The sequence below is a fragment of the Oleiagrimonas citrea genome, from assembly GCF_012395255.1.
Taxonomy (GTDB): Bacteria; Pseudomonadota; Gammaproteobacteria; order Xanthomonadales; family Rhodanobacteraceae; genus Oleiagrimonas; species Oleiagrimonas citrea.
Genome location: NZ_JAAZQD010000004.1, coordinates 302,253 through 315,009 on the forward strand (window position 1 = coordinate 302,253; position 12,757 = coordinate 315,009).

Consider the following 12,757-nt stretch of genomic DNA (forward strand, 5'->3'; position numbering starts at 1 on the left):
GGCGGGGCCGCAGGAAGAGGAAGCCCCGGACGCGTTCGGGGACGCGTCCGGGGAAAAAGCGGGGGAGACCCGCGATCAGAGCTTGTACTTGGCCTGCAGGAACACTTCGCGGCCGAAGATCGGTCGCACCATTTCCAGGCCGTTGCTGACGCCCGAATCGGTCACGCGAGCGTTGCCCTCGGTCAGGCCGATCTGGTTGGTCAGGTTGCTGCCCTGCAAACGGAACTGCAGATGCTGGCCGACGTTGGCGACCACGCCGGCGCCCAGCGTGTAGTACGACGGCAGCGGCTGCGAGTTGCCGATGTCGGAGTAGCGGAAGCCGACATGCGTGTAGGTCACGAACATGTTCAGATCGCCCCAACTGGTCGGCATGTCGTAGTCCGGCGTGAAGCGGAACTGCAGGCGCGGCTGGCGCTGCAGCACGTTGCCGTTGTAGTCGAAGCCCGGCGAGGTGCCGACCGCGGCCGAGTAGTAGTGCGCGTACACGCTGTCCTGCCAGTTGCCGGTCAGGTCGAACGACAGGTTGCGCGTCGGGCTGTAGCGCGCGGTGAAGTTCAGGCCGTGCGAGCTGGCGCCGTAGATGCTGGTGACGTTGTTGCCGTCGGCGGTGAACTGCTGGTACGGCACGCCCGAGAAGATGCGGCGGAACGCGGTCAGGCTGGTGTAGAACTGGCGGTTCTGGAACTTGAAGCCGGCTTCGAAGTTCTTGATCCGCTGCACGTTGGCCTGGCCGCTGCGCAAGTCGTCGAAGCCGGGGAAATGCACGCCTTCGTTGACGCGACCGTAGACGCTCATGTGCGGCGTGATCTCGTAGTTCGCACCGACGGTCCAGGAGCCGTGCGTGTGCGAGTAGCTGATCGGCGTGAACGAGCCGTTCTCCACGGCGGTATTGTTGTTGTAGGCCGTCAGCGGGTTGCCGTCCAGGTCCATGCTGGTGTCGTTGGACACGGTGCCGTCGGCCTTCTGGTGCTCGACGCGCCAGCCGGCGTCCAGGGTCCACTTGCCGAGCGTCCACTGGTCGGAGATGTAGCCGGCGACGTTGCGGCCGCTCCAGTTCTCGGTCAGCGCATAGAACGGTCCGCTGATGACGCCGTTGCGCGACAGCTGCACGCCGTTGTTCAGCGAAGCGTCGATCAGGCGCGCGTTGTTCTCGGCCGTGACCAGCATGTTGTTGCCCAGGTACCAGTGGTCATCGGACGAGTAGCTGGCCAGATAGGTGCCCATGGTCAGGGTGTTGTTGTCCGACAGCTGCGTGCTGAGGCGGAACTCGTCGGAGAACGAGCGGATCTTCTTGTCGACCACCCAGAAGCCCAGCGAGGCCACGGCCTGGTTCGGATCGACCATGCCGCCACCGTTGACGTAGGTGCCGCTGCCGCCTGTCGCCATGCCGCCGGCGGCGGTGACGATGTCCGGGTTGCCGTTGGTGTTGGCGATCTCGCCATTCAGATACTGGCTGAAGGATTCCGGCGAGAAGTTGTTGAACAGCGCGTTGGTCGGCATGTGGCCGGCGGTGACGTGGAACTTGTTGCTCAGCGTCCAGCCGTTGTCGAAGTACATGTTCAGGTTGGAGCCGAACATGTGGATGTCGCTGCCGCGGCCCTTGGCCAGATCGGCATTGATGGAGCCGGGCGGGTTGCCGGGCGACACCTGGAAGTTGGCCGAGCGCAGCTCGTTGCTGGCGAAGGTGCCGGTCAGCGGATCGAAGTTCTGGAACTGCGACACGCTCTTGCCGTCGGCGCTGACGCGCACCGGCACGTCGGTGATGAACAGGTTCTTGTCGTTCAGCGAACGCGCGTAGAACATGATGTCGCCGTTGTCGAAATCGCGCGACAGCGTGGCGGTCAGCTGGCCGCCCTCGTCGGCCGGGAACTGCGGCGAACGCACGCCGTCGGAGGTGCGGTAGAAGCCGCCGACGCTGAAGAACCAGTTGTCCGAAAGCTTGCCGCCGTAGAAGCCGTCGACGCGGTACAGGCCTTCCGAGCCGTAGGTCACGCCGATGTCGCCGCTCGGCTTGGCCGTGCCCTGACGCAGGATGAAGTTGGCGGTGGCGCCGATCTGGCCGTTGCCGTAGACGGTGGACGGGCCGCCCTGCAGTACTTCGACGCGCTGGATGGTGTCGTCGATGCGGAACAGCGAGCCGTTGGCCATGAACGACAGCGTCGGCGTCGGATACACCGCCGAGCCGTTCAGGGCGAAGGTCACGAACGGCGCGTCGCCGCCGCCCGGGAAGCCGGCCAGCTCGATGTTGGCGCCGGTCTGGCCGCCGCTGGACTCGGCCCAGATGCCCGGGACGATCTTCAGCAAGTCGGCGGAACTGGACGGGTTCGCCTTCTTGATCTCGGTGTCGTTGGCGGTGGTGATCGAGAAGCTGGCGTCGATCTTCTTCACGCCGGCATAGGTCGGTGCGCCGGTGACCACGACCTGTTCGAGGTCCTGCGTGGTCTTGGCGTTCGCCTTCTGCTGCGTGTTCTGCGCGGTGCTTGCGGTGCTCTGGCCGCTGTCCGCCGCGAAGGCGGGCGCGGAGACCAGCGCCGCGACGATGGCGGCCGAGAGAGCCAGTCGGGTCAAGCGAGTTTGGCGTTGCATGGTGCTACCTCCCCAATCGTTCTGTTGTGTCTAGTGTGGTTGTGGGTGTTGCGAATCCGGTCACGAGCGACGTTCGACTACAGCGTCGCGAAAGCTCCTAGGTCGAATGCGGCGATGCTCGGCAGGACGGCGTCGGCGTCGCCGAGCGTCTCGTACGAACCGATGCCGACGGCGCACATGCCGGCCGCACGAATGCTGGCGACGCCGGCCGCCGCGTCCTCAATGCCGAGGCAGGCGGACGGGGCGACGCCCAGGCCGGCCGCCGCGGCGAGAAAGATTTCCGGGTCGGGCTTGGAATGGCGGATGCGGTTGGCGTCGACGACGTGGTCGAACAGGTCGGCGATGCCCAGGCGTTCCAGTAGTAGCGGCGCATTGCGGCTGGCCGAGGCCAGTGCGATGCCGAGTCCGGCCGCGCGCACCGAGGCGATCGCCTCGCGGGCACCGGGCAGCAGGTCCTGCGGGCCGAACTGCTCGATTCGTTCGCGGTAGTAGCCATTCTTGCGCGCCGCTAGTGCCTCGCGCTCGGCGTCGTCGAACGCGCGCGGGGCCTGTTCCAGCACGATGTCCAGCGAGGCGCGGCGATCCACGCCCTTGAGGCGTTCGCCGATGTCGTCGGCCAGCGGCACGTCGATCTCCGCGGCCAGGCGGCGCCAGGCGGCTTCGTGCACGCCCGCGGTGTCGGCGATCACGCCGTCCAGGTCGAACACGACGGCCTCGAAGCGGCGCGGGAAGACGGTCGGCGCAGGTGCCGCGGCGGGCAGCGGACGCGACACGGTGTGGTTGCCCCGCAGGTCCAGTGTCTCGCCGTGGTGTTCGATGCGCAGGCGGTCGCCCTCGATCAGGGTGTAGTGCGCGCCATGCGCATCGACGGCGACACGCAGCCGTGCGCCGTGCCAGGTCAGGCCGAAGCGGTAGCCGTTCCACGCGTTGGGAAGACGCGGCGCCAGAATCGGGTGGTCGGCATGCAGGCGCAGGCCGCCGAAACCCCAGGCCAGGGCCTGCCAGCTGCCCGCCATGGCGGCCAGATGCACGCCATGCGCGGCGTTGCCGTGCGAGTCGTCGAGGTCCACGCGCAGGGTGTCGAGGAAGTAACGGTGCGCCTTCTCGACATCGCCGACGTCGGCGGCCAGTACGCTGAAGGTCGAGGCCGACAGCGTCGAGTCGTGCACGGTGACGGCCTCGTAGTACTCCAGATTGCGGCGCTTGGCGATGCGGTCCACGTGCTCGCCGGCCAGCACCAGCGCCAGCACCACGTCGGCCTGCTTGCAGACCTGGTGGCGGTACAGGGTGAGTGGATGCATGCGCAGCAGCAGCGGATGCTTCTCGCCGCCGTCGTCGCGGTGGGGCAGGCGCGGTTTGTCGAGGAAGGTGTCGTCCTGCGGGAACACGCCGGTGGCCTCGTCCACGGGCAGGTACATGGCGTCGGCGGCGCGTCGCCACTGCCCGGCCTCGTCTTCGCGCAGGTCGATGCGTGCAGCGAGAGCAGCATGGGCGTCCGGGTGATTTTCCGCGAGCCAGCCGGCGACCTCGGCGGCGTAGCGCAGATGCCGCTGCGCCATGCGGTTGGTGTAGTGGTTGTTGTCGACCAGGGCGGTGTATTCGTCGGGACCGGTGATTGCGGCGATGCAGAAGGCGTGGCCGCGTCGCGGATCGTGATGGCCCACGTCGAGCCAGACGCGCGCGGTCTCGAACAGCATCTCCGCGCCGCAGTCGATCAGAAACGCTTCGTCGCCGGTGGTCTCGACGTAGGCGCGAAGTGCCCACGCCACGGCGGCATTGATGTGGTACTGCGCCGAGCCGCTGGGAAAATAAGCCGAGCTCTCGTCGCCGCTGATGGTGCGCCAGGCGAACAGCGCGCCGCGCGGGTGATTCATCTCGCGAGCGTGGCGACGGGCCGGTTCGAGCACCGAATGGCGGTATTCGAGCATGCTGCGGGCCAGCGCCGGGGCGCTCGCCAGCATCGCCGGAAGCATGAAGACTTCGGCGTCCCAGAAATAGTGGCCTTCATAGCCCTCGCCGGTCAGGCCCTTGGCGGCGACACTGGCGCTGCCATCGCGGCAGGTCGACTGGAACACGTGGAACAGGTTCAGGCGCAGCGCCTGTTCGGTGGCCGGATCACCGTCGATGGCCAGATCGGCGGCATCCCAGAAGCGCTGCATCTGATCGGACTGGACTTGGCACAGCGCGTCGTAGCCTTCGGCGGCGACTGCTTCCACGTCGGCGATGGCCCGGTCGGCCAGTTCACTGGCTTCAACGTTTTCGCCGGGGCGAGTCCAGGCGTAGGCGACGTATTTCTCCAGCGTCACGGCTTCGCCGGGGGCGAGGTGGTGCGTGAAGGTCTGGCCCACGGTTTCCGCGCCCTGATCCAGCTGGGCTTCGTCCGCGTTGCGGTGGCACTGCGCGCAGGCCAGCTGGATGTCACTGTGCGTGGTGCGCTGGGTCAGCCATGCGCTGGCCTCGTGCACGCCGAGGTCAGTCACGCGCAGTCCGCCTTCGACGCGCGTGCCGAAACGCGGGTCGTCACCCTGCTCGGCGGCGTCGCGCGCGCTTTTCAGCTGCGAGCGCAGTGTCAGCGTGCCGGTGAAGTCCACCGAACGCACCCGGTAGCGGATTGCCAGCGCGGCTCGGTGCTGCAACGGAACCAGGCGCTCGGATTCGATCTCCAGCGTGGCACCCTGCGGCGAGCGCCAGCGCAGGCGGCGGTGGTAGCGCCCATGCCGCAGGTCCAGGCGACGCTCGAAGTCGAGCCATTCGCCGGCATCCAGGTCCACGGCTTCACCGTTCAGCTCCAGGGCGATGCCGATGCCGTCGGCGATGGGCAGGCGCGTGTCCGTGGTGCGGGCGAAGCCGGGAAAGCGTTCGTGGTATTCGATCGGCGTGCGTTCCCATACGCCGCTGAGGAAACTGCCGTGGCTGGCGCCGCGGTCTTCTTCCAGCCCGGCGCGCACGCCGAGGTGGCCGTTGGCGAGGGCGAACAGGCTTTCGTCCTGGGCGAAACCGGCGCGGTCGCTACGACGGCGAACGAACTGCCATGGATCGATCGATGCCGTCTGGGTCTCCAAGGCGTCGCTGGCGTCGGGCGTCGTGGCCTCGTGCATGTCTTCGTCTGCTCCCCGGTTCCGATGTCTGGTTCGGGTGAGTGCATGCCACGAAAGCATCCCCACCCCGTGAATAATCGGCGAGCATACGTCCGAATGATATCGATATCAAGTTATCGATATCATTTCTCGCCGGCCATGCGGAAAACAACGCCGGCGCATGTGCCGGAAGCCATGGACGGAAGCGGCGCGAACGGTAATACTGGCTGGCGGGGCCGTCCGGCCACGGATCGGGTATCCGGGATAGACCGTTGACACGAAGCAAGAAGAAACAACCCAGCGCACCACGTCCGGGCCTGACCATGGCCGATCTGGCCGAGTTGGCCGGCGTATCCAAGATCACCGTTTCCCGCGCGTTGTCGGACAGCCCGCTGGTGAACATCCGCACGCGTACCCGCGTACAGGAGCTGGCGCGCGAGCACGGTTACAAACTGAACGTCAACGCGCGCAATCTGCGCCTGCGTCGCAGTCACACCATCGCGGTCATCGTCGAGATGATGCCCAGCAGTGACCGCACCATGTGGGACCCGTACCCGCTGACCTTGCTGGGTGGTATTTCCCAGGAGCTGACTTCGGCCGGCTACAGCGTGTTGCTCACGACCCGTCAGGGATCGACCGCCGCCGCCGTGCAGGCCGCCGACGGCGTGATCCTGCTGGGCCAGGGTGTGCGGCAGGAGGCCGTGCGCCTGTACGACAAGCTGGGGTTGCCCATGGTGGTGTGGGGCGCGAAGTCGGAAAGCGACAAGCATGTCGTGGTCGGCAGCGACAACCGACACGGCGGCATTTCGGTGGCCGAGCGCTTTGTCTCGATCGGCCGGCGCCATCCGGTGTTCATCGGCAACCCGGACCATCCCGAGATCGCCGAGCGTCTGCACGGTTTCGTTGATGAACTGGCGCGGCACAACATCAAGCCGCTGCTGCTGCGGCGTGACGAATTCACCTTGTCGTCGGGCGTCGACGCGGTGCATTCGCTGGCGCGGCGCAAGGTGCGTTTCGACAGCATCTTCGCCTGCAGCGATCTGCTCGCCATGGGCGCGATCCGCGCGCTGGTCGAGCTGGGGCATCACGTGCCCAGCGACGTGTCCGTGGTCGGTTACGACGATTCACCGCTGGGCGCCAGCTTCCTGCCGCCGCTGAGTTCGGTGCGGCAGAACTGGCAGGAGGGCGGCATGCTGCTGGCGCGCAAGGTGCTGTCACTGGTCGAGGGCAAGCCGGCCGAGTCGGAAATGCTGCCGACGACGCTGGTGGTGCGTTCGACCTAGCGTCACATCGCCTGGGTCGGGGCGCGATCAGCTGTCGCTGGAGACCGGCGCCTGCGCCGGCGGCGCCAGGGTGATGCGGAAGCAGCTGCCGCCGCCGGCGACCGGCACGTATTCCAGTTCGGCCTGGTTGGCGTCACACATCTGCTTGCACAGGTACAGGCCCAGGCCGGTGCCGTATTCGTGCGTGGTGTAGAACGGTTCGAAGATCTGCGCGGCAACCTTGGTCGGAATGCCCGGTCCGCGGTCGACGACTTCGAGCAGCGGCGGGCCGGCGTCGCTGGCGGCGCGCGAGATCAGCATCACCCGCGCCGGCTCGCCGGGCATGCGACCGTAGCGCAGGGCGTTCTGCACCAGGTTCCAGATCACCTGCTGCAGGTGCTGCGGATCGATCACCGCCTCGACCGCCGTCGGCTGCACGATGGCGCGCAGCGAATCGCTGCCCAGGTCGTTGCTCTCGGAGTATTCCTCGACGAAATCCAGTGCCCAGGCGTTGAGGTCCAATGTCTCCGGCCGCGAGCGCTCGCGGCGGGACAGTTGCAGGATGTTCTCGATGATCTCGTTCAGGCGGCTGCAATGGTTGTTGATGATCTCGACCATGCGCTGGTCGGCGTCGACCAGATCCTCGGACTCGGCCAATAGCTGCGCCGAATAGCGGATCGCGGCCAGCGGGTTGCGGATCTCGTGCGCGATCGACGCCGAAAGGCGGCCCAGCGAGGCCAGCGTCAGCTCCTCGGCGCGGCGCGAGACCAGTGACGTGTCGTCGAGGAAGATCAGGATGTTGGAATCGTCGTTGGCGGCCAGTCGCGTGAAGCGCGGCACGACTTCCGGGACGCCTTCGGCCAGTGCGATGGCGGTCTCGTCCAGCTTGTCGTAATGCCGCCAGTGGAACAGGCGGCGGGACAGCTCCGGCGCCAGCGTGCCCAGGTCGCGCTGGTTCATCGGCGGACTGCCGAGCAGCATCCAGGCCGATTCGTTGAACTGGTGCACCTGATTGCCATCGTCGACCAGCAGCACGCCGGTCTTCATGCGGCGGATGATCAGTTCGTTGACCTGGGCCAGGTTGGCCAGATCCAGGCCGCGGCGCTGGGCCAGCTCCTCGGAGGCACGCATCTGCCGGCCGAGGATATTGCACATGCCGGAAGCGGCCAGGTAGACGATGCCGAACAGCGCGCTTTCCAGTAGCTCGCCGTCGAAACCGTTGAACTTGGTGGCGAAGAAGACCTGTGCCAGCAGCCCCAGCGCGGCTACCGCCGCGAAGAACAGCGCCAGGCGCATCGGCAGAACCAGTGCGGCGCCGGCCAGATTGACCATCAGCATCATGGCGATGCCGATGCGCGCGTTGTGCATCGCCAGGACTGCTGCGATGGCGATGAGAATGTCCAGACTGATCGCTACCGAGGTATACAGCACCGGGCGCGTCAGCCAGGCGCGGGTGCGCAGCAGGGCGATGACGGCGTAGACGACGGCGACGATGGCCACGATCTGTGCCACTGCGGGGTGGTCGGGGTTGAGCCATTTGCTGCCGGTGGCGCCGTAGGCCAGGAGGCCGTAGACCAGGGCCTGGGCGAGTCGGAACCAGTTGAGGAAATACAGTTCGCGGCGAGCCATGCTGGCGCTGGACATACGATTCCCGTGGCGTGAGGCAGTGGAGCAGGCGCCGTCTGAGGGCGGCTTGAATCTCGCTGAAGTATAGCCGTGCCGGGCGTTTGAGCGCGTGTTCGACAGCACGTATGCGCAAAGGCCCCTTTCCATCGCGCGGCGGTTCTTGGACAATAGTGGGCTGTCGCGCGCGGATTCGCCAGGGCTTTCCGCCCATTCCCGCCGCCGTGCATCCATCGCCGTCGCCGTGCCCGCGCTCTCCGCGCCCGCCGCCCGACTGCGCGTTCCACGAACGTTCGAGGTATCGAATGAACTTTCACGAATATCAGGCAAAAGAGCTGTTCGCGCAGTACGGTGTGACCGTGCCGCCGGGCAAGGTGGCCGATTCGGCCGACGCCGCCGTGGAGGCCGCCAAGGCCCTGGGCGGCAGCCAGTGGATGGTCAAGGCCCAGATCCACGCAGGCGGTCGCGGTAAGGCCGGCGGCGTCAAGTTCTGCAAGAGCCTGGACGAGGTCAAGGCCGCCGCGGCAGCGATGCTCGGCACCAACATGGAAACCTACCAGTCCGGCGGCCGCGCGCTTCCGGTGAACCTGGTGCTGGTCACCGACGCCACCGACATCGCCCGCGAGCTGTACCTGTCGGTGCTGGTCGACCGCGACACCAAGTCGATCTCCTTCATCGCCTCCAAGCACGGCGGCGTGGACATCGAGCAGGTCGCCAAGGACACGCCCGAGGACATCCACACGATTGCCATCGACTACGTCGAGGATCTGCAGCCGTACCAGTGCCGCCAGATCGGTTTCGCGATGGACCTGAACGCCAAGCAGGTGCGTCAGCTGACCGGCATCATGATGGGCCTGTACAAGCTGTTCAACGAGAAGGACCTGTCGCTGGTCGAGCTGAACCCGTTGGCGGTGCTCGAGGACGGCAGTCTGGCCGCGCTGGACGGCAAGGTGAACTCCGACGACAACGCCGAGTTCCGCCATGCCGACCTGAAGGCCATGCGCGACCTGACCCAGGAAGATGCGGCCGAGGCGGCTGCGCTGCAGCACAACCTGAACTACGTGACCATGGACGGCACCATCGGCTGCATGGTCAACGGCGCGGGTCTGGCCATGGCCACCATGGACGTCATCAAGCTGGCAGGCGGCGAGCCGGCCAACTTCCTCGACGTCGGCGGCGGCGCCACCAAGGAGCGCGTGACCGAGGCCTTCAAGCTGATCCTGTCCTCGGACAAGGTCAGTGCCATCCTGGTCAACATCTTCGGCGGCATCGTGCGCTGCGACCTGATCGCCGAGGGCATCATTGCCGCGGTCAAGGAAGTGGGCCTGCAGATCCCCGTGATCGTGCGCCTGCAGGGCACCAACGTCGAGAAGGGCCGCGAACTGCTGGCCAACTCCGGCCTGGCGATCACGCCGGCCGACGATCTCAACGACGCGGCGCAGAAGGCCGTCGCCGCGGCGAAGTGAGGAGCATCAAGGCATGAGCGTACTTGTCAACAAGAACACCAAGGTGATCGTGCAGGGCTTCACCGGCCAGCAGGGCACCTTCCACGCCGAACAGGCGATCGACTACGGCACCCAGATCGTCGGTGGCGTCACTCCGGGCAAGGGCGGTGAAACGCACCTGGAGCGCCCGGTCTTCAACAGCGTCTCGGAAGCCGTTTCCGAGACCGGCGCCAATGCGTCCGTGATCTTCGTGCCGCCGCCGTTCGCGGCCGACTCGATCCTGGAAGCCATCGACGCCGGCATCGAAGTCATCGTCGCCATCACCGAGGGCATTCCGGTGCTGGACATGCTGCGCGTGCGCAACGTGCTGGATGCGCATCCGGAAACCGTGCTGATCGGCCCGAACTGCCCCGGCATCATCACCCCGGGCGAGTGCAAGATCGGCATCATGCCGGGTCATATCCACACGCCGGGCAACGTCGGCATCGTGTCGCGTTCGGGCACGCTGACCTATGAAGCCGTGTTCCAGACCACCAACGAGGGCCTGGGTCAGTCGACCTGCATCGGCATCGGCGGCGATCCGATCCAGGGCATGAACTTCATCGACTGCCTGAAGCGCTTCCAGGACGATCCGCAGACCGAGGGCATCATCATGGTCGGCGAGATCGGCGGCAGCGCCGAGGAAGACGCGGCGGAGTTCATCTCCGAGTACGTGACCAAGCCGGTGGTGTCGTTCATCGCCGGTGCGTCCGCGCCTCCGGGCAAGCGCATGGGCCATGCCGGCGCCATCATCTCCGGCGGCAAGGGCACGGCCGAGGCCAAGTTCGCCGCGCTGGAGAAGGCAGGCGTGACCACGGTCAAGTCGCCGGCCGACCTGGGCAAGGCCCTGGCCGAGCGCATGAAGTAAGTCATCGTCCGATCGATGGATGATGGACGAAGGCCGCGGCTTGCCCGCGGCCTTCGCGTATGCGGCGCGGCGCCCATCGGGCCTGCATTGCACGGCCTGCGTGTCGTGCAGGTCGTTCGTCCGCGGCGCGCCTGGCCCACGCAAGGCAGGCATAGTGGCTATCATGCCGCCTGCACCGAACAGAGCTGAGCACCCCTGACATGGCAGTACTGCGGTTCGCTTTGGCCCAGCATGATTTCGCCGTCGGCGCGGTCGACGCCAACGGCGCGCGCGCGATCGAACTGGCGCACCGTGCGCGCGAGGCCGGCGCCGATCTGGTGGTCTTCCCCGAATTGGCCATCAGCGGCTATCCGCCGGACGACCTGCTGCGCCGTCCCAGTTTCATCGCGGCCTGCGATGCGGCGATGGAGCGTGTCGCGCGCGAGACCTTCGGCGTCGACGTGCTGATCGGCCACCCCGCGCAAGCGCGCGCCGTGGCGCACACGGCCGACGAGCACGCCTTCCAGCGTCCACTGCTGAATGCGTTGAGTCTGCTGCGCGACGGCGCGGAGCGGACTCGTTACGCCAAGCACGCGCTGCCCAACTACGGCGTGTTCGACGAGAAACGCTACTTCACGCCCGGCACCGATCCCCATGTGATGGACATCGCCGGCGTGCGCGTGGGGCTGCTGATCTGCGAGGACGTGTGGATCGACGCGCCGGTCGACGCGGCCTGCGCGGCGGGCGCGCAGCTGCTGGTGGTGCCGAACGCCTCGCCCTACGACACGGGCAAGCAGGCCGAGCGGCTGGCCGTGCTGCAGCGTCAGGCGAAGCGGCATGGCGTGGGCATTGCCTACGTCAACGTTGTCGGCGGCCAGGACGATGTGGTGTTCGACGGCGCCTCGTTGTTGATCGATGCGGACGGCCGCGTCGCCGCGCGTGCGCCGGCGTTCCGCGAGGCGTTGCTGTCGGCCCGCTATGATGCCTCCAGTGGTCGTTTCGTCGCGGAGGACTGGCCCGAGGCCGGCGACGATCCCGAGCAGGCGCTGTACGACGGCCTGGTGTGGGGCATCCGCGACTACGTGACCAAGAATGGCTTCCCCGGTGTCCTGCTGGGGTTGTCCGGTGGCATCGATTCCGCGTTGACGGTGGCGCTGGCAGTGGATGCGCTGGGCCCGGAGCGGGTGCATGCGGTGATGCTGCCCTCGCGCTATACCTCGCAATTGTCTCTGGATGGCGCGCGCGCGCAGGCCGAGGTCCTGGGCGTTGGGTACGAAACCGTTGCCATCGAGCCGGCGTTCGAAGCCATGATCGGTGCGCTGACGCCGGTCTTCGCCGGCAAGCCGGCCGACCTGACCGAAGAGAACCTGCAGGCGCGCATCCGCGGCACGCTGCTCATGGCGCTGTCCAACAAGCACGGTCGACTGCTGCTGGCGACGAGCAACAAGAGCGAGATGGCAGTCGGCTATTCCACGCTGTACGGCGACATGTGCGGCGCCTATGCGCCGATCAAGGATGTCTACAAGACGCAGGTCTACCGCCTGGCGCGCTGGCGGAACCGCCAGGGTGCGGTGATTCCCGAGGCCGTGATCGAACGGCCGCCGTCCGCGGAGCTTCGCGCGGATCAGACCGACCAGGATTCGCTGCCGGCCTATGACGAGCTGGATGCGATCCTGGAGCGTTTCGTCGAGCGCGAGCAGTCGCGCGCGGACATTGTTGCCGCCGGTTTCGACGCCGAGACCGTCGGTCGCGTGGCGACGCTGGTGCTGCGCAACGAGTTCAAGCGCCGCCAGTCGCCGCCGGGTCCGAAGGTGACGCCGCGCGCGTTCGGTCGCGAGCGGCGCTATCCGATCACATCGGGATGGAAGTGATCCGAAC

7 protein-coding genes are annotated in these 12,757 nt (G+C 66.9%); 4 read left to right on the plus strand and 3 right to left on the minus strand.

Annotation, left to right across the window (positions count from 1 at the left end; genetic code table 11):
* Positions 1 to 75: 75 nt before the first annotated feature.
* Together HF690_RS11350 and pgmB are read right to left on the minus strand one after the other, a co-directional pair.
* Positions 76 to 2,586 carry a TonB-dependent receptor gene (locus tag HF690_RS11350; RefSeq protein ID WP_168609518.1) on the minus strand — a complete coding sequence of 837 codons (2,511 nt, stop codon included), beginning with the start codon at positions 2,584 to 2,586 and terminating at the stop codon, positions 76 to 78.
* 77 nt (positions 2,587 to 2,663) lie between these two features.
* Positions 2,664 to 5,684, minus strand: a complete 3,021-nt coding sequence (gene pgmB / locus HF690_RS11355) for a beta-phosphoglucomutase (RefSeq protein ID WP_168609519.1) — start codon at positions 5,682 to 5,684, stop codon at positions 2,664 to 2,666.
* Between the two features lie 302 nt (positions 5,685 to 5,986).
* Here pgmB and HF690_RS11360 point away from each other — a divergent pair, with 302 nt between their 5' ends.
* Positions 5,987 to 6,946 carry a LacI family DNA-binding transcriptional regulator gene (locus tag HF690_RS11360; RefSeq protein ID WP_113064012.1) on the plus strand — a complete coding sequence of 320 codons (960 nt, stop codon included), beginning with the start codon at positions 5,987 to 5,989 and terminating at the stop codon, positions 6,944 to 6,946.
* 27 nt (positions 6,947 to 6,973) lie between these two features.
* On the opposite strand, the gene HF690_RS11365 is transcribed toward HF690_RS11360, so the two are convergent.
* On the minus strand, positions 6,974 to 8,569 hold the full coding sequence (locus HF690_RS11365) for a sensor histidine kinase (RefSeq protein ID WP_168609520.1): 1,596 nt from the start codon (positions 8,567 to 8,569) through the stop codon (positions 6,974 to 6,976).
* 284 nt (positions 8,570 to 8,853) lie between these two features.
* Between HF690_RS11365 and sucC the strand changes: the two genes are divergently transcribed.
* From sucC to HF690_RS11380, 3 genes are all read left to right on the plus strand, one after another.
* Positions 8,854 to 10,014: an ADP-forming succinate--CoA ligase subunit beta gene (gene sucC, locus HF690_RS11370; RefSeq protein ID WP_113063707.1), complete on the plus strand. Its 1,161-nt coding sequence runs from the start codon at positions 8,854 to 8,856 to the stop codon at positions 10,012 to 10,014.
* Positions 10,015 to 10,027: 13 nt separating this feature from the next.
* Positions 10,028 to 10,900: a succinate--CoA ligase subunit alpha gene (gene sucD, locus HF690_RS11375; RefSeq protein ID WP_113063706.1), complete on the plus strand. Its 873-nt coding sequence runs from the start codon at positions 10,028 to 10,030 to the stop codon at positions 10,898 to 10,900.
* Positions 10,901 to 11,100: 200 nt separating this feature from the next.
* Entirely contained in the window at positions 11,101 to 12,750 is a 1,650-nt protein-coding gene (locus tag HF690_RS11380; RefSeq protein WP_168609521.1) for an NAD+ synthase, read from the plus strand.
* Positions 12,751 to 12,757: the final 7 nt, after the last annotated feature.

Excerpts from the sequence above, each read along its gene's own strand:
- HF690_RS11350 (WP_168609518.1), bottom strand. The coding sequence starts at position 2,586 with ATGCAACGCCAAACTCGCTTGACCCGACTGGCTCTCTCGGCCGCCATC.
- HF690_RS11380 (WP_168609521.1), top strand. The coding sequence starts at position 11,101 with ATGGCAGTACTGCGGTTCGCTTTGGCCCAGCATGATTTCGCCGTCGGC.
- HF690_RS11360 (WP_113064012.1), top strand. The coding sequence starts at position 5,987 with ATGGCCGATCTGGCCGAGTTGGCCGGCGTATCCAAGATCACCGTTTCC.
- sucC (WP_113063707.1), top strand. The coding sequence starts at position 8,854 with ATGAACTTTCACGAATATCAGGCAAAAGAGCTGTTCGCGCAGTACGGT.
- pgmB (WP_168609519.1), bottom strand. The coding sequence starts at position 5,684 with ATGCACGAGGCCACGACGCCCGACGCCAGCGACGCCTTGGAGACCCAG.
- sucD (WP_113063706.1), top strand. The coding sequence starts at position 10,028 with ATGAGCGTACTTGTCAACAAGAACACCAAGGTGATCGTGCAGGGCTTC.
- HF690_RS11365 (WP_168609520.1), bottom strand. The coding sequence starts at position 8,569 with ATGTCCAGCGCCAGCATGGCTCGCCGCGAACTGTATTTCCTCAACTGG.